Below are 21,873 nucleotides of genomic sequence, written 5' to 3'. Positions count from 1 at the left end.
CGCAGAGCGTTGCAAAGTGATTCCGTGGGCCGCCGCAGACAATGCCGCAACCGGCGTCAACCACTGTGCCGACTCGAGCTACAGCTACATGAAGAACGCATGGGTCCAGATCACCGGCCCCAAGGGCGGCGTCTGCTATGGACAAGTGGAAGATGCGGGTCCGTCCAGCGGTTCCCTCTACCACGATTCCGCCTACGTCTTCGGCTCGAACAACGCCAGGCCCGCCAACAAGCAGTTCTCCGGCGACCCGTCGCAGGGTGCGGGCATGGATGTTTCCCCAGCCCTGAACGGCTGCCTCGGCTTCGCTGACTTGAACGGCGACAACGACCACGTGTCGTGGCGTTTCGTCGACCGTGCCAGCGTGCCCGCCGGCCCGTGGCTCTCCGTGGTCACCACCTCGGGAGTCACAAACTAAGCAACAGCGCCGATTCCGGGGACCCATTCCGGGGCCCTGGGTAGCGGGGCGACGCCCATGTCCCAGCCGAGGCGGCTGGGACATGGGCGTTCGTCTTTCCGCGGCAGGCCATCCCCACCCCCAAGAAGCCGCACCTTAGCCAGCCCGCACCACGGACCGTCCCACCGGGCTCATTTCCTGGGGTTGGCGTTGGATCCTCCGGACAGGGCTCACCCAGACTCCCGATGAACTCGCCGAGTACGCCCGCGGCAATACCTGGAGGCAAATGACTGCATCCAGGATCCGCATCAGCGGAAACAACGGGGCCAAAAGCAGAAGGCGGGGCCGGCGCATCGACACGGCGGCAAGGATTGTCAGGACGAAATCCGGCAGGAAGACGCCGATGAGTACGTCCTGGGCCGCAGTACACCGGACAGGAAGACGAAGACATCCCATCGATTGCCCAGGATCCAAACCTCGACGGCGGCGATCGACGATAGCAGGAAAGCCGGCACCAGCAGAACGAAGAAGATACAGCTGGCAACAAGCTCAACGATGTACAGCGCCAAGACGAACCAGAATCTGCTGAACTGCAGGCCGTGCCGCCTGACGGTTTGCCAGAAGCCAAGGATCCAGCGCCGCACCTGCTTGACGTAATCCTGCAAATTATCGGGATCTTGCGTGTACGCAACAGCGGCGCCTGGATGGAACGCGATCCGTCCCAGCTTTTTCGCGTGGATTTCGAAGGTCATATTGAAATCTTCGATCACCAGTCCCGGTGCCAAGACCTCGATCTCGGCGAGCGCGCTGGTTCTGTACATGCTGGCAAAGCCCGGAACGATGGAGACAACATTGGCGCCCCGGGCTGCTTGGCCGTATTTGAGCAACAGTTGAACCACGATGTACAGGCGCTCCCGGTAGGCCACCAGGAAGCGGCCAATCGCCGTTGGAGCCGCCGGGCTCATGATCGACTTGGCGCGTCCCGCCACCGCCACCACGGTGGGATCGGAAAACAGCGGCAGCCCCGTTTCGAGGTAATCCGGTGTCGGGCGTGTGTCCGCGTCAAGGAGCATGACCACCTTGAACCGCTTGCACAGATCAAAGTGGGCGATTCCCGCTGCCAGAGCGCCTGCCTTCCCTCGGTTCGGTTCAAGTTCAAGGACCTTCACTCCGGCGGCCCGGGCAATGGCTGCGGTGTCGTCAGTGGACATGTCCGAAATGACATGGATGTTGCGTCGAGGGACCAAGGCGGACGCGGCAAGGATCGTCTCCTCGATCACGAGCGCCTCGTTATGGGCAGCTACGAGGACCGCCACATTCGACGGATTGATCCGCACTCCTCCTGAACGGTGGCGGGCATGCTGGCGTTGCTGGACTGGCGCCCCCCGGCGCAGCAAAGAACCCCATCCACGGATTCGGTGGAACAATATCTGGACCCGCCACGACTGCTCACTGGCCAGGCGCAAGAGCCCGGCACACGACCAGAAAATCGTGCTGATCCCCAGAACCAAAACGATTGAAAGAAGTATCACGGCGACGGAGCTCCCACTGTGTCGTACATTTCGTAATCATCGGTAGCAAGCTGGCCATCGCTAAAGAGATTCAAGCCAAAACTGATCGCTTCGGCTCCGGCGGGAACCGGCGGTGTTTGCCAGATTGCATGTTCGTAGCTGGTGTTTGGTGCAAACCAGGGACTCGCTGTCCAATAGGTCCACGTACCCAGCTTGTTACGGTAATACAGTTCAAATTGCGTCTTCGCAGTGGACTGGTACCACGTACGGAGCGAATAAGTGTGGCCCGCCGTGACGCTCGGGGCGCATGCTCCAAGATCGAGGACGGGAATCAATTTTGCGTCACCGGACGCGTATTGGCTCACGTCCAGGCGACGTGCCACCGTTCCGCTGTGTCCCGGGTTCAAAGTGCTCAACACTGCTGAATTCTTGCCGTACGAGGCAACCTGCCAGCACTGCGGCAAGCCATAATTTCCAGCGATTTCCAGTCCCGGATTGCGGAGTGCGTTCTTGCCCGGGGCTGCCGGTGCGGCTGCGGGACCGTTGACCACGGGCTTTGACACTCCGCCGATCACGTCATGAACGGTACGCACAGCCATGGTTCCCTGTGCCGTCCTGGCCGCCAGCCACGTGGCGAACTGTTCGAACAGGGCGGGACTGATGGAGCGGGGGCTGCCGCTGTTGTCAATGTCGTAGAAAGTCAGCTGCAACCATCCACCAGCCTTTTCCCCCTGCTCCACTGTTGCCTGAAGGCCGGCCAACGTCCAGGTGCTGCCCACCTCTGATGTGGCCCGTGTCCGGAAGAGGTTCGCGGGCCGGACCGTCTCTGCCGCTGCACAGCTCGGGCAGTCAACCGGGCTGTGGATCTCGCCGAGGCCCCGGGCGCTGCTGTACCCGCATCCCGAGACGAGGTTCTCCGACGCCGCCGTCGAGGCCGCAAACGGATAGGAGAAGGACGTCACTTTGAAACCCCAGTTCGTAAGGCTCACCCGATCGTTGCAGATCTGCCTCGAAGCTTCGTCAGGTTCCACGGCCGTGAGATCGGCGAGGGTGACTGTGTGGCCGCCGATTTCGTTCTGGTCCGCGGCCAAGCTGTGGAGATTATCCATGGTCATGTAGTCGGGTGCCCCAACAAACCCTGAATCGATGTAGAAGGTGCCGCGGAGGCCATGGTCTTTCAAGATCCGGGCGGCTTCCATCTGGCTGGCGCGGCCCGAATCAAACGTCAGGCTCACGGATGACAAAGGGGCTGCAGAAGGGGTGGCGCTTGCCGGCTGGGACCCGCCAGCCGAATTCTGGTTTCCATTGAGCAGCGTAGCGGTGCCCGTCAGGAGCACCAAGACCGACACCCAGGTGGCGGCCCACAGCCCTGCCCTCTTCCTCGAGGTGCGGACTGGTCCAGCGGCGAAGTCCTTCCCCCCGGAACTCATCGCCAACCCTTACTGTGCGGATTCCTGAAGGGGCCGGTGGCGACTGGGGGAAGCCTCGGTCTCAAAGGCTTATTCACCACCGGCCCCCGCTCAGGGGCCCTCTCTGCGAGGGCTCGCTGCCGTAAGGCAGCGCTGTCAATTGGCGATGGATCTTTGGGAGGGACAAGGCTGAGCCCCTCGGGGACAGACCCGAATTCGAGCCGTACGCCGTCCCGGATATGTCCGCCGCGTTCTGATGCCGCTCGGACCGGAGCGTCCTTTTCCATTGTGAGACCTGTCTTTCCCCCGTTGCCGTCAACCAACTGACACCCTCAGCCTAGGAAGTCCGGCGACCACGGGCACGAGTAGGCTCTACCCGTCTTTTCACTCAAACCCGGCCTTCGAACATCGCCACTACTCGTGCGCCACCTATCGAAGCCGCCGGCGTCGAACCCCAGCTCGAACACGAGCTCGAACTCCTGCTCGAACGCCAGGAGCTGGCAGGCGCGAATCCGGGGTGTTCATGGTCAAATGGTGCATCGGGCAGTTGGAGTTTAGGGATGGCGGAAGAGCGTGTCCAAGAAACAGGGAAGTGGCACCTCGGTTGCAGTTGCGGCAGAAAACACGCGGAATGTCCGAGGACCGTCCGGCCCAGCCAAGAGACACCGCCGCCAGCCCATGTCTTTTACAAGGGCTTGGATTGCCGCAGCCCTGGTGGTGGCGGGAGCCGGTGGCTTTGTCGCGTGGCGGGTGACGACGGACGCAGACGGCGCTCTCCAGCCACCTTGGTTTTCCGGCTACGTCGATGTCACCGTGGTCCCGCAGTACCCATTCGAGGCACCCGTGAGCGGCGGCACCAAGAATGTCACGCTGGCGTTCGTCGTGGCAGGGGCCGGGCAAGCCTGCACGCCCACATGGGGAAGCACCTACAGTCTCGATGCTGCGAAGACCTCGCTCAAGCTCGACGAGCGGATTGCCAAGCTACGCTCAAACGGTGGGGCGATCGCCGTTTCATTCGGCGGCTCGATTAACAGCGAACTCGCTGACTCTTGCCAGAACGTGGCGGAACTCGAAACGGCATATCAATCCGTGCTGGACCGGTACAACCCTGGAACCATCGACTTTGACGTCGAAGGCAACAATCTGGGCGACACCTCCGCGTGGCAGCGTCGCGCAGCAGCTGTCGCCTCACTCCAGAAGTCGCGAAGCAACGAAGGCCACCCCCTTGCAGTCTGGCTGACGCTTCCGGTCACGCCGCAAGGATTGACCGACGCCGGGACCTTGGCTGTCGATCAGATGCTCGCCGCCGGCGTCCAAGTGGCCGGCGTCAACATCATGACGATGAACTATGGCTCAAGCCGTAGTTCATCGCAGAGCATGCTCGACGCTGGTATCTCGGCGGCCCAGTCGACCCACGAGCAACTCAGCATCATCTATCAGCGTGTCGGAACGACGCTCAGCAGCGAGCAAATCTGGAGGAAGATGGGGTTGACCCCCATGATCGGCCGGAACGATCTCCCGGGCGAAGTATTTGACCTCGACGCGGCGCGCGGGTTGAACTCCTTTGCCGTCAGCAAGGGAGTAACAAGGGTCTCGATGTGGTCGCTGAACCGGGACATGGCATGCCTCCAGGACGCCCCGTTAGATCCAGCCAGCCACATATGCAGCGGCATCAACCAAGGAAGCCAGCGCTTCTCTGATTTGTTGAGTGCGGGATTCCAAGGCAAGCTGCCCTGAGCCCAGCGCCCAGCGGGATCATGCCAGGCCGGGACGCTCGTTTCTGTCCTGGGCTTTGGGTTCGACGGGGCGGGCGAGGTGCCTGCCGTTGCCGCGACGAAACAGCTTCTTGAACCACTTCATGAATACCTCCTGTTTTCCTCGGTCCTACTTCACTTGGCTGACCGTGACGATATTCATCCACGGTCCCGCAGGAACCTGGTCCCTTGGCACGAACTGCCAGTCGACCTTGTCCGATTCGCCGTCGAGCTCGGAGAAGCCGAGGCATCCGTTGAGCGCCGGTGAGACGTCCATGCCGGCCCCGTTGAATTTTGTGTTGACAGGGCGGGCGTCATTCGTGCCGAAAACATAGTTTTTGTCGTGGTACTGGCCGGGACCGGCATCTTCGATCTGTCCATAGCACTCGCGGCCGCCCTTGCGGATCCGGACCCACTGGTTCTTCATGTAGCTGAAGGAACGGTTCTGCGCGTTGCCAGCAAAGCCAGGATCGTTGGCCCAGGGGATGACAGTGGCCCGTTCCGCAAAGGCAGTGGGATCGTTAATGTCGTCATAGGGAAGATCCAGGTAGAAGGGGTTCTCCTTCGGAGTCATGCTGGTGGGTGCAAATCCCTTGGCCTGCGTTCTAGCCTCGGTCTTGCAGCCATTCGTCGACCAGGCCGTCGCAACCTCCGTAGCTCTGCATCCACCGGGAATCGTAAGTGGACGTCACTTGGCTGCCATCTGCGGCATTGGGGTCAAAGATCTCCCCCACCCAAAAGGTGGTGGAGACGATCCCTGTGTGCCAGGGATATTTCCCGGCCGTTGTGGCTGATGGGGAGGGACTCGGCGCGGGTGATGGTCCACCGCAGGCTGCGGTCAGCAGGGTCAAGGCAGCAAGTACAGCCACTCCGCCGCGGCCGTGACGCCCTGGTCCGGATGCTGAGCGATTCACATTGTGCTTCCTGGAAATTGTTCGGCCAATTGTTCCTTGGACACGGACAGGCGACCGGTGAGCGGATCCTCCACTTGCCCGGCCGCCTGTCCCTAAGCTGTAGGCTATCCTGCCCTATCATTCAAGATGCCAAGGTGACCTTCCAGCCTGCGGGGTCCAGGACTTTTGCCGGCTTGTAGTCGGCAGCCACGTTCAGGATGATTTCATCCAGGGTTGTCTTCGGCGCGAAGCCGACAAGGCCGAAGGACTTGCTGTTATCGGGAACCCGCCGGCGCATGTCTTCGTATCCTTCCGAGTAAGCCTGCTCGTAAGGAATCAGGGTGACAGGACTGTCGCTACCGAGGAGTTCAACTATCCTTTCGGCCAGCGTCAGGATGGAAATCTCGTAGCTGCCACCGAGGTTGTACGCATTCCCATAGGCAAGGGGTTCCTCGGAAATGCGGGTGATGGCGGGAACGATGTCACCGACGTAGGAGAAGCATCTGGTCTGATGGCCATCGCCATACACCGTCAAAGGCTCACCCATGAGCGCCTGACGCACAAGCCGCGGGACAACCATTCCGTACCGGCCCGTCTGCCGCGGCCCGACCGTGTTGAAGAGCCGCACAATGGCAACCGGCAGCCCGAACTGGCGCCAGTAAGCATGCGCAAATGCCTCGTCAATGCCCTTGGCCGCGGCGTAGGTCCACCGTGACTTGAGCGCGGATCCCAGGATGCGATCCGCTTCTTCAGAGAGGCTGTCCGAGGTGTTCTTGCCATAGATCTCGCTTGTTGACGCCAACAATAACGTCGCGCCCGACTCCAGCACTGCGTCCAGGACCACTTCAGTGCCGTGGATATTCGTGCGGAGGCTTTCCAGTGGATGATCGACGATCAGATTCACGCCGACGGCGGCCGCCAAGTGGAAGACCCTGTCGGCGCCAGCCACAACTCTGTCCACTGCGTCCCGATCGAGAATGGTTCCCTCGACAAAGTGGAAGTTCCTGTGGCCGATCACGCCTTTGAGGTTCTCCAGGCGGCCTGTCGACAAGTTGTCCAGGACCGCGACTTCGTCCCCGGCCGCGAGCAAGTGCTCAACTAGATGGCTTCCAATGAATCCGGCACCGCCGGTTATCGCTGTTTTCATTACTCCTGCTTCCGTCGAAAAACCTGGTGGTCTAGAGCCGGGTTACGTTATCGGCTTTGGGCAAGCGGTATGTCGTGTCCAGGACTGCTGGTGCTCCGGCCAGCCAGTCAAGCTCCATCCGGCTGTGCCTCGTGTGCAGGATCACTAGGTCCGCACCCCAGTCAGCCGGTGACTGCTCGGATTGGAGGGTGCCGCCATGGCCATCGGGCGCCGTGTGGCACCAAGGATCGGAGTACGCAACTTCCGCTCCGTCAGCGATCAAGGCTGCAATGATCTCCAAAGCCGGGGATTCCCGAAGATCTTCGACATCGGGCTTGTAGGCAACTCCAAGCACCATGACGCGGGCACCGGATACACCGTGGTTGCGGTCCGAGAGGATACGCCGGGCCTTTTCCACCACCTGGTGCGGCCTGCCTGCAATGCCGGCCATCGCTTGCTCTATCACTGGTGCCGTCAACCGGGCTTTGCGCAATTGCCACAGCAAGTAGTGGGGGTCGCACGGGATGCAGTGTCCGCCTACTCCGGGGCCAGGCGTGAACGGCATGAATCCGTAGGGTTTGGTGGACGCCGCGTCGATAACGTCCATGACCTCCATGTTGAGTTCGTGGCAGATATCGGCGAACTCGTTCGCCAAGGCGATATTGACGGCCCGGAAGGTGTTTTCCACGAGTTTGGTCATTTCAGCGACATCTGCGGACGGGACCACGTGAACCAGCTTGGTGCTGGCGCTCAGGAGGCGTTCCGCAGCTTCGCCACATGCCGCAGTCACGCCGCCGACTACCCGGGGAACGTCTTCGTGCGAGAACGAGTCCACGCCTGGGTTGATGCGTTCCGGTGAAAATGCAACGAACACGTCCCGGCCGGGGATAAGCCCCTTCGCGGCCAAGGGCAAAGCAAGGAGGTCACGCGTGGACCCCACATACGTTGTGGAGGTCAGCATCAACAGCTGGCCCGTGGTGGCGAAATCGACCACGGAGGCACAGGCCGCCCGGAGAATACCGAGGTCCGGCACCAAGTACTCATCAACCGGAGTAGGAACACAGACAACTACTGCGGCCGCGTGAGCGAGCAACGACAGATCGCTGCTCAGCATGAACGTCGGGTCCAGAAGGGCATTGCTGAGCCGTTCCTTGTCGGAATCGAGGAGATCCGCCCGTTGCTCGCGGATCACTGCCAGCCGGCCATCGGATACGTCCAGGCCCAGGACACGCCGGCCAGAGGCGTTGATGGCCAGCGCAGTAGGCAGTCCTACGTACCCCATGCCGACGATCGCCACGTCGAAGGTGAAGGTCTGGTCCTGCGGGATAGTTGTCCTTGTTGCAGCGCCCTCCGGCCATGCAGGAGCTTGCGTGTGCAATGGCTGTGAGCTCCCGCTGGGCTCTGTCTTGAGGATCTTTACCTTCGTGTTCGGTGCCATGGTCAGTCGACCTCCCGGTGGTTATTGACTCCAGTGTGAAAAAAAGCCGGCGGCGAAGCGGGGTGTGCCCTGGTCTCAGAGGGCAGGTGACCGCCCGCCGCCGGCTCGCTTGTGGGGGTAACCGCATAATGCGGAAGACCGTTCGCATTGGAGCTGATTTCTCGCCGGACTGCCGGTTGGCTTTCCTCTAGCAAAGAATTCTTCCTGCGTTTCATTTGAGACTCACTTATCCCCAATTGAGAGGCGGTTGCCATCAAGAAAAGCGTATTAACCAACCCCTAGGGCGGGCGCGAGTGGGCTCTACCCGTCTTTGGATGCGCGGTCCCTTCCGAGGCCATTGACTACCCGTCCACGGGCTTTCAACCACTCGATTTAGTACTCGTTTTTGGTCCCTGCACCCTTGAATCAGGCGCACGACGGCGCAAGGAGACGACGAAGGGAACCCCGCACGACGGCGCAAAGGAGACGACGAAGGGCCCCGCGCCCAAGGCGCCGGGTAACCCGGTTTCGGTGCTGCTAGCCCAGGCTTTCCATGCCGTGGGTGCCGTTCATCAGATCTTCCCGGTGGCTAATGCCAAGCTTGGCGAACATCCGGTACAGGTGGCCTTCGACGGTGCGCAATGAAAGGCCCAGACTCATCGCAATGTCCTTGTTGCTTGAGCCGTACTGAACGAGGTTTGCGATTTCCTGTTCTCGCCTGGTGAGCTTCTGCAGGTCCGGCGAGCCCCCTTCCAGAACCGGTCCTGCTTTGTCCAAGGCTGCGGTGCGGCGCTTGAGAAGCCGCTGTCCCTCGAGCTGCCGAGCCTTGTCCCCCCTGCTTTCCAGGATTCGCAGGGCTTGGCTGGCACAATCGGTGGCGGCCAGTTCCAAGCCTTCCTTTGCTGCTGTATCGCTCAGTTGAATGAGGCGATCGGCGTCTTTGTGCGACAAGGCCAACCCGACGCTCAAGGCAAACTCCGCAGTGCGGCCTTCGCTCCCCTCGGCGACCGCGATCAGCCGGCGTGCCACACTTGTGTCTCCCAGTCTCAGGACCAACGTCAGGATGTCGATCTCAGCGCCGATCGCTCCGTCTGCGGCAGCAGAATCCGCAATCGACATGAGTCTCGCGATCGCTGCCTGTGATCCGGTCTGTTCCGCCCTGACAACTGCAGCATGGCCCTGGGCAAGCAAAGATGGATGCACGCCTTCCCGGAGCAATGCGTCGTACTCGCTGGAGTACGTCATGGCGGTGTCCCGGCGTTTCAGGATCGAGGCCGCGTAGGCGGCGGCAGCAACGGCGTCGGGCAAGTCGCTTCCCATATCCGAGACCCGCAGCATGCTGACGGCCTGGCGAAGCCGTGGCAGCGCCACGCCCAAGTCTCCCCTGCGCAAGTCCACCATTCCTGCTGCCAAATGGAGCATCCCGCCCGAATAGATCAGGGAGTTCGGTGCTTGCGAAATATGGTTCCTCAGGAACGCCTCAAGAACGCCGAACTCACCTGCATGTTGCAGAGCAAGAATGTAGCTGCGCATGACAAAGCCTGCGTACTGGAGGCTCCAATCACCGCTCTCCGCCACCATCTCCTGGATCCCCATGAGGATCTGAAGTGCAGAGACCGGCCGTCCCGTGACCGCCATGGCCTCCGCGAGCAGGGTCCCCGCGACCAGTCGGGACTCGTCGTCGTCCGTTTCTTTCCAGATCTGCCGGAGCTCGCGCTCTGTTTCGACATAGTGACCCTCCGCCTGGAGGCCTTCGAGCGAAAGAAGCCGGCTTCCCAGCCTCCCGCGCTCCAGTTCACGCGGGTCGATCCCCAGCGGCGACTCTGCGAGCCTGGCAAGGGCCGCTTCCCATTCGTAGGCCGCCTGTTTAATGGCGTTCGGTCCGACGCCTTGGCGCCCTGCAAGCTGGGCTGCCAACATCGATGCCTGCCTGACCGTCCGGGGATCGCCGGTTCTGTCCACCACCCCGGCAAGGGAGGACACCGATCCCCTGATGTCGCCCCGGTACCATTTAGCCCGCGCCACCTCCACCTGGGCGGCCAATCTCAGGGACGGATCCCTGATCGCTCCGGCAACCCGCTCCACGTAGCTCGGGATAAACAGCCGGTTGGCCAGCTGCGCTGCTTCTAGGATGTCGGCGTCTTGTACGTCGGTACCTGATTCCAATCCCCAGGAGACGTAGCGCAGAAGCCCGTCCATGGTCTGCGGCTTGGCCTCCATCAGCGCCACGATGCGGCGTCGGATAGTCATGCTGTGGGCCGTCGGAACCAATTGGCGGATCACTTCGCCCACCAGCGGCTGGGCCAGCCGGACGTGCCGCGCGGGATCGGCGGCGATCTCGATGAAATGGAGCTCTTGCAGTTCGTCCACCGCGTCGGAGTCGCTGGCTTGTTGCACCACATTCAGCGGGACTGGCTCTGCCAATGCCACGGTCTCCAAGGTCTCCCGCTGCCGGGGTCCCAAAAGGAGGATCTGGTTCCTCACGAGGTCCATCAAACGCACACTGGTTCCCCGCAGCTCCCCCGACAGCATCCAGGCGTCGTTGCGGCAAATCAACTGGCCCAGCGACTTGGCGTGCTCAATGAGCTCCAGCAGGAACATCGGGTTCCCGCTCGAGTACTTGCAGAGGACCGCACTGGTGCTCTGTACCACCGGGGCACCCAAGGCCTGGGCGCAAAGTTGATTGACGTCCTGCTCGGTGAGCGGCTGAAGATCGAATCGGTCCACGAGCCCTTCGGACCACATGGAGAATACCTCCGCCGGCGGCGCAGGGTACGGACGGCACAAGAACACGACTTTGGCCGCTTCCGCCGCCGCCAATTGCGCCAAGACTGCCACGCTGCTGTCATCGATGTGATGTGCGTCTTCCACAATCAGCACGGCTGGTGCTGGATGGGGCTGCCCTGCCGGGTTCAGCGCTGCTACTACGGCCCGGAGGACTGACAACGGTTCATTGATCTGGACCGGGGTCAAGGCCGTCAGCAAAGGAGCCAATGCTGCGAACGGAACCGAGGCCAGAGTCGGGCCGGCAAAGACCCGGAAAGGACGGACTCGATGCCCCAGCTCATGGATCACTTCGTTAATCAGTGCCGTCTTGCCGATCCCCGCGTCACCGAACAGCAGGACCCCGGGGCCGTTCGCATCGAGGAGGCAGTCCACGACGGCGGCCATGACGCTGAATCTTCCCACCAGCTCTTCCGTGGAGACCACCTCGGTCATTGCGCACCGCCTTCGACGCTACCAAGGGCAAAGCTCAGCTCCGAGCGTTCCACGATCTTCAGCTTGCCGAAGGTCTGGTACAGATGACCCTCCACCGTGCGTACCGAAACGTGCAGCTTGGCGGCAATACCCTTGTTGCTTTCCCGTCTCGCCGCCAGCTTCGCAATCTCCATCTCGCGGGCGGTGAGTCTCAGTCCCTCTTGGTTGCCGCTTTGCGGAGTGCGCAGGCGCTGCCGGCAGGTCTCCGCGAGCTGCCGCGCCTTCCTGAGAACCGTCTTGTCCAACTGGAGCTGTTCCTGATGCAGCACGGTCTCGGCGATGTCGAAGGCGAACCTGTCGTTCTCCATGTCTTCGGCCAACCGTGCCGCTTCGAGAAGAAGCTCGGCGCTACCCGATATCACCGCCCGTGCGTACGCGGCGCACAGTTCGGCGAATTTTCCCTGGCACCTGAGTGCCGAGTCCAGCAGCCTGGGAGCGGCCGTCACCGCACCGAGCCGGATGGCCGAACTGAGGCAAAATATCTCGTGGCCCGGGGCGCCCTCCGCACGGTCGGCGTCGGCCAGGCGGAGGAGATCCTCGACGGCGGCTTCCGGGCTTTGGAGACGCTCGTGGGCCAGTGCCGTGAGGTACTTCTGCGTCCGTGCCTTCCGCCATGTCGGCCGGCGCTGCTGCGTGGACGCTTCCTGCAGGTAGGCCAAGGCCTGATCCTCCTCACCTTGCAGTGCCGAGGCATAGGCCGCTGCGGCACAGGCGATGTCCAACATGCCCTCGTTGTCCTGGACCCTCAGCTGGCTGATGACGGGAATAAGCGCTTCCAAACCGTCTTGTCCACGTCCTTGGAGGCAACGGAAGATCGCCTTCGGAAGGTCAATAGCCGTGGGGAGTGCTTCGACGGTGGAGATCAGGACGTCGTCGTCCGGCTGCACCATTTCATCGGCCTTGTCCCACCTTCCGGCAAGGACGAAGGCGAACCTCAGGCGCGATGTTGCGCGCCGGGCTGCCGCCACCGAAACGGCAGGATCGTGGCAGCCGGCCATCAGTTGTTCGGCCATGTCCGCCGCTTCGGTTTGCCGACCGGTCAGGGCCCAGGCCTCGCACAGCCAGCTTCCGGCAAGGAGGCGAAACTCCACTCCGTGGGCCTGGAAGTCCTGGAGTACTTCCTCCAGCCGTGCGGCCATCTCAGCGTACGAGCCGGAATAACTGGCTGCCTGCGATTCGGCCAGAACCAGGTCCTCCCGAATCCCGGGGATGTCCCGCCCTTCGCCTTCCTCCTCCACCCGCCGTCGAACGTTTGCCAGTGTCTCGCAGGCTTGGGCCGTCGTTTCGGGCCGGGCCAGGAGGACCGAACTTTCGGCCAGCTTCAGCCGGACCCATTCGGAAAGGGCAGCTTCTTCACCGGGTCCTTCAAGATGAAGCCTCAGAACCTTTTGGGCCCCCATAACGTCACCCAGGGTCATCAACGCCCGGGCTTCTTCGGCGACTGCGCCGGAGATCGTGGAGTGGCTTGGAAGCGACCGGACAAGGCGCAGGGCCAGCTGCGCATCAAGTTGCCGGTTCGCTATCGCGGCGGCTTCAAGCGTTTCTTCCCTGCTAAGTTTGGCCCCGCAGTCCAGCGCCCAGGCAGCCATGGAGAGCCGCATCGAAGATTGGCCGAGGGACGGATGGGTCGCCCCTGTCAATATGTCCCGAAGTTCGTTGCTTCGGCCGGGCGGAACGTTTGCCCGGACCACGTCACCTACAAGTTGGCTTTGCAGCCGGGCCATCCTGGGCAGCGAATCGTCGACTACAAGGACGCCCCTCTTCTCGAGGGAATCAACATCGTCCGGGGATGCGAGCGCCAGCAACGATTCCAGGGGCACCGTTTTGGCAAGTGAGAGGATCTCGAGGACTTTCCGTTCGCCACCGCTCATCCGGCCAAGCCGGGTGGTGATGAGATCCGTGATCGCCCGGCCGTGCAGTTCGCTCCGCGAAGTCAGGACCCAGACGCCGCCGCTATTCCGGAGCGCACCCGATTCGGCAAGCTCGGCCGCGAGCATCTTGAGGTAATGGGGGTTTCCCCCGCTGGCTGCCCACAGCGCATGGGCCCCCGATGGCGAGACCTTTGCCCCCAGCCCCGCCTCGAGCCAGGCATGGGTCTCCTGAAACGTCAGTGGTTTGAGGTCGATCCGGTTCAGGAAGCCATCACCGCAGAGCCGCGTGATCTCGCCACAGAGACGCTGCGGGTCGGTGCAGGTCAGGACAAGCTGCGCGGTTCCGTTCCGCGCGAGTTGGGCCACCGTCATCGCGGCCAGCTCGTCAAGCTCGGACGCATTTTCAATGACCAGGTACACCGGTTTTCCCTCAGCGCGCTCACGGAGCAGTGCGGTGAGCGCTGACAACACGAGGACGGGATGGGCCAGATACCCCGGGTCAAGGTCGCTCAAGAGAATATTGAGTGCGCCGTACGGTGATCTCGCCAGCGCTGCGCTGCCGCGGATGACGACGACGAATGACTGCCCGCGTATTTCGTTCACCGCGCGAGTGGTCAAGTAGCTTTTGCCACTCCCCGACGGCCCCGTGACGAGTACGCCTCCCGTGGAAGCCTGTATGGCAAGTGCAATGTCCTCAACAGCGGCCCTGGGCCCAATCGGCGGCCACGCCATCGAAATTACCGACTTGACCTCGCCTTCAGGTGAAGATGAAGCCGAAGACCCGTCGAATGCCTGGTACCGGGCCCCGCCCCCGGACCGAACAGCATGGACCGTAGATGCACTGCCTGTTGTCAACATGAGCGAGACCCCCAGTGATCGAGTGTGACACCCCCCAATTAACCAGCTAGGCGTCAGCGCTACACCAGTAGTGAGTACTCGACTTTCCTCGTGCCCGGTACTCGTATGCGGGTGTGAGTACCCCTACCAAGGGTGGTGGCTACTCGGCGGTGGCAGTGGCGTTTCTTCACATCGAGCGTGCGCTGCTACTGCCGTGTTCCGCTCCCGGAGTTCAGCTGCACCTGAAGTTCAGCTGTTCGCGGACGTTCCCTGCGCGACCGCCGCGGCACCGGCAAGTTCGTCCCGGCCCGTGATCCCCAATTTCGAGTAGCACCGGTACAAGTGTCCTTCGACCGTGCGGACGGAGATGAGCAAGGTGTCCGCGATCTGCCGGTCGCTGAGGCCATGGACGGCAAGGTTAACGATGTCCCATTCCCGCTTGGTCAGCCTTGGAGCGACCGACTCATGCTGCGATTCCTCGCTGCCGTGCCCTAGTTCTTCGTTGCAGCGGGCCAGCCCTGCCCTTGCCAGGGCGGTGAGTTCCTTCGTTCGGCTTCGATCCGGGGCTCCGAGGGCCGAGCCGAAAGCCTTCGCGGCCAGGTGGTAGACAGAGGCCGCGTAGAGCTTCTCCCCCGCGGATAAATGCCGGGCAGCATCCCCGAATTTGAGCGCAAGCCCGTACTCAGCGAGAGCCTGGGCCCATTCGCCTTCCGTTGCGGCAGCAACTTCACAAAACCGGTCCAGCCTGCTGGTGTCTCCCAGGCCAAGCGCAAGCTCCAGGGCATGCAATTCCAAGAAGGTGGCGTTCTCTTTCGCGGCATCGTCGGCGTTGCGGTACAACGCCTCGACGCCGGATCCGTCACCCTTGAGGAGTTCAATCGCGGCTTCGAAAAAGTTGCTGGCCTGGGCCGAGAGAAGATGCATGCCGTGTTGCCCCCATGCCTTGTAGTCCGCCCGGAACCTTTCAGCTTCGGAAAACCCGGTGCTGGCTGCTGCATAAAAGGCCAGGGCCGCACACAGTCCAAAAAGATTTTGAGGGTCGCTGTCCCGCAGGGCTTCCAGTCCGGCGGTCAGCAGCGGCAGGGCGTCGCCGGACTTTCCTTGCCTGATCGCGATGTAGCCGAGCACTACGTAGGCCGCGCCGCCGAACGAGGTCATGGCGATGCCTGACGATTCGTAGTAGTTGTCGAGGAACTCTTGCGCATCGGCCCACGCACCGGTAGCCAACGTGCAGATGACATGGCGGGCAGCGATGAACTCGGGAAGGAAGAATACGTCGTTCTCTTGGGGCTGGGCCAAGGAGGCAGCCTCCAATGCCAGCAGCTTTCCTTGGCCTGCGAAACCCTGGGCGCATAGCCTCTCTGATTTCAGGGACAGTGCCAAAGCCTTGAACAGTGCCGCCGAAGGACCTTCCACTGATCCAAGCTGCTCCAGCACGCTTTCCGCCTCAGCGCCCATGCGCCCGTACTCGCCCTGCAAGGAAGCGGCAATGAGGCCCATCAGGGTGACGGCGAGCGGTACCTCGGTTTTCGCATCCGGCGTTTCTTGCCCCTCGAGGCCGGGCAACTGTCCGCGCCACTCTTGGAGTGCTTCGGCGTCGGCCAGGATCAGGGAGGCCGGTTCGCCTACAGCGGCGCGCGTGACAGCTCGTAGCAGGCTGCCGAAGACTACGTGGGAAGGTCCGGCGTCGTCCAATGTTTCCTGGGTCAGGACTGCCGCCGCCTCTTCGCGCCGGCCAAGATTGAAGTACGAGCGGGCCATAACAGCCTGGGCAATCGCTTGCCACTGCACTTCCTGCACCGCGGCCGCCATGCGCAATGCAGTGTGGCTCTGCAGGAGCCTCCCGGCAAGGACTGCGGCGCGGATCAAGAGCCGGTCCGGCACGTCCGCCCCGCAGTCAAGGGACCACGTCACCATCCGCAGAAGGGAATCAGGATTGTCCTCCAGGACATCCATCCTGGATATCAGTTGCCTGTGCAATTGCAGGCTCTGGGCAGCGGGGACGATGCTGCGAAGCACCTCTCCGTAGACCGGATTGACGAGCCGGAGGCTTGGCAACCCGTTGCCTGCGGGCTTGATCAAATGCTGGTCCAAGAGCTTCCTGGACTGCGGGTTCTCCCGCGACAACGGTGACCAGCCCCTCGTCCACCGGCTCAGCCAACGCAATCAAGCTCAGTGCATCCCTGCCCGCGGCAGAAATGCGCATCAGCTGCAGCTTGACCACGGCTTCCAGCTTCAACGTATGCACGGGGTTTGCGGCCGTCTTGAGCCACACCCCGTGCCGCTGGACAAGGCTCCCTGAACTCTCTGCCTCCCGGACTAGGGTCTTCAGAAGCAGGGTGTTGCCGCCGGCCTCTGTCCAGAATCCATGGCTGGTGCTGTTCAGGACGATTCCCCCAGCAATGCTTCGCACAATTCGTGGCCTTGAGCGGCTGTCAGCGGCTCCAAGTCAAACCACTCGGCAGTTCCCTCGTGCCACAAGCGCAAGAGCGGTGCGGGAACTCCGGGCCGCGGGACGCAAGCGGCCACGACTTTCACCCACCCGGCCTGCACGAGCTCGGTCAGCATCGCGCACGTGGCATCGTCCAAGTAATGCGCGTCATCTACCAGGAGCAACGCTGGTCCGGTGCCGATGCGGACGCTCTCAAGGTGATCCCACAGCGCGCGAAGCACCGCGACCCGGGAGGAAATGTCGGCGACGGAAAGTTGCGAAAGATAGGGGGCCAACACTCCATACGGGACGGCAGTAAGTGAAGGACTTCCATGAATCGGGACTACCGCAAGGTCCGCACCAAAGACCGCGGCCAATTGAGCTAAAAGGGTGGACGCGCCGAGCCCGGAATCGCCCACGATGAAGACAGCCGAACAGTCATCCGCACGGATTGCAGCCGTAATTCCCGGAAGCAAATGCCCGTAGTCGAGCCACTGCTCAGGCCGTCTCGTACTGCTTTCTCCGACAGAACCATGCACCACGGCAGCGTTGTCATGCCTGCGCGGTTCCTTCAAGCTCGCTCCTCGATGAGATTCCCATTTTTGTAAAGATTTGATACAGGTGGCCTTCGACCGTGCGGACGGAAACTTGCAGCTGGTTGGCTACCTCTTTGTTACTCAACCCCTGACTGGCCATCTTTGCAACCTGCCGCTCCCTTTCGGTCAGTTCGGGTCCGAAAGTATGCGGTGTCAGGGGCAGCACCGGAACGGTGCCCACCAAGCGGTCCAGCCGTTGCTGGGCCAACCTGGCCGACGCCGAATCGCTGGCTTCCCGGGCGATATCCAGTGCCAGCACGGCGCAGCGCGACTCTACGGCATCCAACTTCAGTTCCTGGGCAACGGAGGCGGCAAGCAGAAGAGTCTTCGCTTGCTTCTTGCGGCTACCTTCAGCCACCATTCGGTTCACGGCCGCCATCTTGCCTTGGCGGCGCGACGAGACTTGCTCCAGGAGCAGCAGCTCTTCGTCGGTCCCGTGCACGGTGGCTCCAAAGAGACTGATGGATGCCGTCGTGGTCCGTCCTTTCGCCAGGTCCCGGGTGGCCGACTCGATGAGGCCCTGCTTCGCCCCTGGATCCTTCAACCACCGTCGTGCCATTTTGACGCAAAATTCGGCCATCCATGCGGGAAACCACGCCGTTTCCTCTTGCCCATTTTCCGCCAGTTCAAGGAACGTCCGGGATTCCTTCACGTCGCCGGCCTGCGCATAAGCAAAGGCAAGGGCGGAGTAGGCCAGGGCGGGTCCATAGTAGTTGCGCCTGATCTCCAACTGCGCTTGGGCCCCCAGCAGGGTGTCAATCGCCACAGCGGCCCGTCCGGCGTAGGTGTAGGCAACGCCCAGGGCAAGCTCTGCCGCTCCACCCAGGTAGTGGATGTTCTTCGGCTGCTGATCGAGGGTAGCCGTGAGCATTCGCGCCAGCTCTTCCCACTGGCCACTGCAAAGCAGGGCGGCAAACAGGCCTTCGGACAACCAGTTGTGTAGCCGCGGCTGAGCTTTGGCCCGTTGTATCTTGAGCCTCAGCTCACGCGCAAGCTCGATTGCTTCCATTTCCCTGCCAAGTACTGCCCACGCCATCGTCAGCAGGCTCCCGCAGCTCAACCTCTGTTGAAGGTCGCTGCCGTCCCTGTACTCGTGTTCGAGGGCCTCGGCAACCTCGGAATACTCCCCCTGATGGACGTGAAGCTCAAAACTGGCGAGCCTGAGCATTCCGCCTGCCCGTTCGAGGTCGGCTGCATCAGTGGCACTTTCGCTTGCCCGGCGAGCAAGTTCCTCCTGGGCCTTGGCGAGCACGCCCGGCACCTGAATGTGCCCACCAGGAACCCATAACAGGGCGCTGCAGAACTCCTGGATGTAGTCCGCATAGTCGTACGCCGGCAGGCGCCGAAGTTGCTCGGGAGTCACATCCTCCAAAGCGGCGACTGCAGCCTCGTGCTCGGCAAGAATGACATGCGAAACGCATCGTTGCTGAGCGGCTGCAACCCACTCTTTGTCTTCCCGCGTGATCTGCCGGGCGCACTCCAAAGCGAACCACGGATCGAATTGCTTGTTGGCGGCCGCCGCAGCGGCCAGGGCCACCGCGGGTTCCAGCGGTTCGCGGCAGTTCAGCGTCGAGGAAGCGAATCCCAAGAGGGCCTCGGCGTCCAGGTCACGGGTCATGCCGCCAATGACCCCTGCGGCGAGACTCCGGAGCTCGTTTCGCCGGGGCAGGTCCATCCAACCTCGAATGACCTCCCCCATGTACTCATCGCGCAGGGCCACCCGGCGGGCACCAGACGGCTCGATGCGGAGGTAACCGGACCACTCCATCTCCGCAACCACTTCAGGTTCGAGGACATCCAACAGCACGGAGAGCGGGGCGGTTCTAATAAGGGCAAGCAGCTCCAGCGCCTCCCTGATCGAGGGGCTCTCCCGCGCCAGTCGAGAACGGACCAGGTCGGTCAGAACTTCCGCCGATGAAAGGTGGATTTCGCCTTTCACCGCCCAAACCTGCCCGGCCAGATGAAGGTTTCCTGAGCGGAGCTGCTCCGTGACGATTGCTTGAAGGACCAAGGGATTCCCGCCACTTGAAGCATGCAATGCGCTTGCGGCCGTCGCTGTCACTCGCTTTCCAAGCACACCAGCGAGCAACTTGGCCACTTCCGCCCGGGAAAAGACCTGAAGCTGAACCTCTTGAAGAAGGCCGTCCTTCAGCAGCCTGATCAGGTCTTCGGGCATATCAGTAGGTTGACGGACCGTGACGAGGACTCTTGCCGTGCCACTAATTAACAAGTGCACCAAAACAGCCGTGCTCATGCTGTCCAAACCGGGAATTTCCGAAAGCATCAACAGCACTTCGCGTCCCGCGGCATCTGAAGTTATCAGTTGCGATATGCCGTGGATGATCGCGCCAGGGGAATTTGCAGCATCCGCCGGCAACCTGGCCACCAGGTGGGCCATTGCACCAAAGGGAGTTGTGACGTCAGCGGAACCGTGCACGTGGAGTACGTGGGTATTTGGAGTGATCCGGGCCTCTACTGAACGGGCAAATGTCGCTTTGCCGACGCCGGGTGGGCCGACCACCACCACCCCGTACAAAGACTGATCGCCAAGCGCGTCAATTACCGTGTTCTGGAGATCCTGCCGGACCAGCGACGACCATTTCCGGCGTTCTGCAGACCCCAGCGCTTGCCGCTCCGTTGGGGGTCGCCCTACGTCAGTTTCCGGTGTTGCTCGCAATGTAGATCACGCTACCTTCGTCGCTTTGGCGGACGTGACGTTCAGCGGGTCATGTGCTTTGCGGTATTTCCTGTTCAGCCCCAGCAGTGATTTGCAAAATATCATAGCGATCCGCCTGAATCAATTAGTCAGCTAGCGAACCACCAGGGTACTTGTTAACAAGTGAATTGGGTGCGCACGGATCACCTGCGCACGCTGATTCCCACGCACGCGTCCTAGTCGCCGGTGCGATGCCTCGCGAGGGTGGAAACTATGCCTTGACCGGGTGGAATTTCTGCTGGGCCGCCAGCAATCCCTGGGTCACGAGCAGTTCAACGGCGTCCGCCGCTTCATCCAGGAGGAACGGCAACTCTTTCTTTTCGGAGGCGCCAAAATCCCTGAGCACAAAATCCGCGGTATCCATCCGGCCCGGCGGCCTGCCTACGCCCACGCGCACCCGCAGGTAGTCCTTGGTCGCCAAAGCCTTGGAGATATCCCGCAGGCCGTTGTGTCCGCCTTCTCCGCCGCCGATCTTCAACTTCACGGTATTGAAAGGAATATCTATTTCGTCGTGGACAGCAATGACGTGATCCGGCGCGACATCGAAGAACCTGGCCAAGCCGGAGACCGGTCCCCCGGAGACGTTCATGTAGCACATCGGTTTCGCCAGTACCACGCGTGGTCCCCCGATCCCAAGCCTGCCCTCCACCACTTGGGCCCGCGCCTTGTGGGCTTTGAAGCTTCCGCCCATCCTCGAAGCAAGTTCGTCCAGAACCATCTGGCCGACGTTGTGGCGGTTGTGGCTGTATTCACTGCCGGGATTGCCAAGGCCGACAATCAGCCAAGTGTCTGTCATGAAGCCATCCTAGGGAATCGGGAAGGTGGAATGAAAAGGAAGTGGCCGGGACCCAAGGGGACCCGGCCACTCACGAGGCTGATGCCACGACTAGTCGCAATGACTACTCGGCAGCAGGAGCTTCCTCTTCTTCCTCGGAAGCCGAAGCGGCCTCGGAGATGTTGATGATGAGCGTCTCGGGATCGGTCAGCAGCGTCGAACCGCTCGGCAGGACGATGTCCGAAGCGTGGACGTGCTCGCCGGCGTTGCGGCCTTCGATGCTGATTTCGACGAACGTCGGCAGGTGGGTTGCCTCGGCTTCGAGGGAAACCGTGGTGGCTTCCTGGTTGGCAACTGCGCCAATGGCAGCTTCGCCGATGACGTGCACCGAAACGTCAACTGTGACCTTCTCGCCCATACGGACGGTCAGGAGGTCCATGTGCTCGATGATCTGCTTGATCGGGTCGCGCTGGATGTCCTTGACCAAGGCCAAGTGCTCTTCGCCGTTGATGTCCAGGGACAGCAGGGCGTTGGAAACGCGGACGGCCAGGGTGGTGGCGCGGCCCGGCAGGTTGATGTGGATGGGCTCTGCGCCGTGACCGTAGATAACGGCCGGGATCTGGCCGGCTGCACGGGCGCGGCGGGCAAAACCCTTGCCGAATTCGGTGCGCAGTTCTGCTGCGAGCTTCTGCTCAGACATGTGTACTCCTTGATTACTGTGGCGCCGGCATAATGCCAGGCAAGTCGATCAGCAAGGGCGGAGGTCTGTGGTGACCTTCCACGCCCGGCGGACTTCCGGCCGCAGTAGCAGCCGATCCAGTCCGCCTTCGTTGAAGGAGATTCAGACCCAGTCGATAACGGAGACCCGCAACCCGATTCTCATCG

The 21,873-nt window shown here is 61.9% G+C and carries 15 protein-coding genes; 2 read left to right on the top strand and 13 right to left on the bottom strand.

What is annotated here, in order from left to right; all coding sequences use genetic code 11:
- Positions 1-16: 16 nt before the first annotated feature.
- Entirely contained in the window at positions 17-415 is a 399-nt protein-coding gene (locus ACF0H6_RS18965; protein WP_395251016.1) for a hypothetical protein, read from the top strand.
- Positions 416-768: 353 nt separating this feature from the next.
- Here ACF0H6_RS18965 and ACF0H6_RS18960 read toward each other — a convergent pair whose 3' ends face one another.
- Both ACF0H6_RS18960 and ACF0H6_RS18955 read right to left on the bottom strand, forming a co-directional pair.
- Positions 769-1,731, bottom strand: a complete 963-nt coding sequence (locus ACF0H6_RS18960; RefSeq protein ID WP_395251015.1) for a glycosyltransferase family 2 protein — start codon at positions 1,729-1,731, stop codon at positions 769-771.
- A 191-nt stretch (positions 1,732-1,922) separates the two neighbouring features.
- Complete coding sequence (locus ACF0H6_RS18955; RefSeq protein WP_395251014.1) at positions 1,923-3,335, bottom strand: polysaccharide deacetylase family protein; 1,413 nt, start codon at positions 3,333-3,335, stop codon at positions 1,923-1,925.
- 657 nt (positions 3,336-3,992) lie between these two features.
- Between ACF0H6_RS18955 and ACF0H6_RS18950 the strand changes: the two genes are divergently transcribed.
- Positions 3,993-5,051 carry a chitinase gene (locus tag ACF0H6_RS18950; RefSeq protein ID WP_395251013.1) on the top strand — a complete coding sequence of 353 codons (1,059 nt, stop codon included), beginning with the start codon at positions 3,993-3,995 and terminating at the stop codon, positions 5,049-5,051.
- 147 nt (positions 5,052-5,198) lie between these two features.
- Here ACF0H6_RS18950 and ACF0H6_RS18945 read toward each other — a convergent pair whose 3' ends face one another.
- The 11 genes from ACF0H6_RS18945 to ACF0H6_RS18895 all read right to left on the bottom strand — a co-directional run bounded on the left by ACF0H6_RS18945 (position 5,199) and on the right by ACF0H6_RS18895 (position 21,688).
- Entirely contained in the window at positions 5,199-5,642 is a 444-nt protein-coding gene (locus tag ACF0H6_RS18945) for a hypothetical protein (protein WP_395251012.1), read from the bottom strand.
- Between the two features lie 31 nt (positions 5,643-5,673).
- A complete protein-coding gene (locus ACF0H6_RS18940; protein ID WP_395251011.1) occupies positions 5,674-5,982 on the bottom strand; it encodes a hypothetical protein in 309 nt (102 codons plus the stop codon).
- A gap of 121 nt (positions 5,983-6,103) precedes the next feature.
- Positions 6,104-7,108 (bottom strand): dTDP-glucose 4,6-dehydratase, encoded by a 1,005-nt coding sequence (locus ACF0H6_RS18935; protein WP_395251010.1) that lies wholly within the window; start codon positions 7,106-7,108, stop codon positions 6,104-6,106.
- Between the two features lie 31 nt (positions 7,109-7,139).
- On the bottom strand, positions 7,140-8,525 hold the full coding sequence (locus tag ACF0H6_RS18930; protein ID WP_395251009.1) for a nucleotide sugar dehydrogenase: 1,386 nt from the start codon (positions 8,523-8,525) through the stop codon (positions 7,140-7,142).
- 516 nt (positions 8,526-9,041) lie between these two features.
- Positions 9,042-11,723 (bottom strand): LuxR C-terminal-related transcriptional regulator, encoded by a 2,682-nt coding sequence (locus ACF0H6_RS18925; RefSeq protein ID WP_395251008.1) that lies wholly within the window; start codon positions 11,721-11,723, stop codon positions 9,042-9,044.
- Entirely contained in the window at positions 11,720-14,365 is a 2,646-nt protein-coding gene (locus tag ACF0H6_RS18920) for a LuxR C-terminal-related transcriptional regulator (protein ID WP_395251007.1), read from the bottom strand. The genes ACF0H6_RS18925 and ACF0H6_RS18920 overlap by 4 nt, the downstream gene beginning before the upstream one ends.
- 354 nt (positions 14,366-14,719) lie before the next feature.
- Positions 14,720-16,564 (bottom strand): response regulator transcription factor, encoded by a 1,845-nt coding sequence (locus ACF0H6_RS18915; protein WP_395251006.1) that lies wholly within the window; start codon positions 16,562-16,564, stop codon positions 14,720-14,722.
- A gap of 288 nt (positions 16,565-16,852) precedes the next feature.
- Positions 16,853-17,476, bottom strand: coding sequence for an AAA family ATPase (locus ACF0H6_RS18910; protein WP_395251005.1), 624 nt, complete (start codon positions 17,474-17,476; stop codon positions 16,853-16,855).
- The gene (locus ACF0H6_RS18905) at positions 17,454-20,174 is read right to left on the bottom strand and encodes a LuxR C-terminal-related transcriptional regulator (protein WP_395251004.1); all 2,721 of its coding nucleotides are present in this window, start codon (positions 20,172-20,174) and stop codon (positions 17,454-17,456) included. The genes ACF0H6_RS18910 and ACF0H6_RS18905 overlap by 23 nt, the downstream gene beginning before the upstream one ends.
- A gap of 250 nt (positions 20,175-20,424) precedes the next feature.
- Positions 20,425-21,009 carry an aminoacyl-tRNA hydrolase gene (pth, locus tag ACF0H6_RS18900; RefSeq protein ID WP_395251003.1) on the bottom strand — a complete coding sequence of 195 codons (585 nt, stop codon included), beginning with the start codon at positions 21,007-21,009 and terminating at the stop codon, positions 20,425-20,427.
- A 103-nt stretch (positions 21,010-21,112) separates the two neighbouring features.
- Positions 21,113-21,688 carry a 50S ribosomal protein L25/general stress protein Ctc gene (locus ACF0H6_RS18895; RefSeq protein ID WP_395251002.1) on the bottom strand — a complete coding sequence of 192 codons (576 nt, stop codon included), beginning with the start codon at positions 21,686-21,688 and terminating at the stop codon, positions 21,113-21,115.
- Positions 21,689-21,873 lie beyond the last annotated feature (185 nt).

It is taken from the genome of Arthrobacter sp. NA-172 (assembly GCF_043952055.1).
Classification (GTDB): domain Bacteria; phylum Actinomycetota; class Actinomycetes; order Actinomycetales; family Micrococcaceae; genus Arthrobacter.
This window is presented reverse-complemented; position numbering and strand designations above follow the sequence as displayed.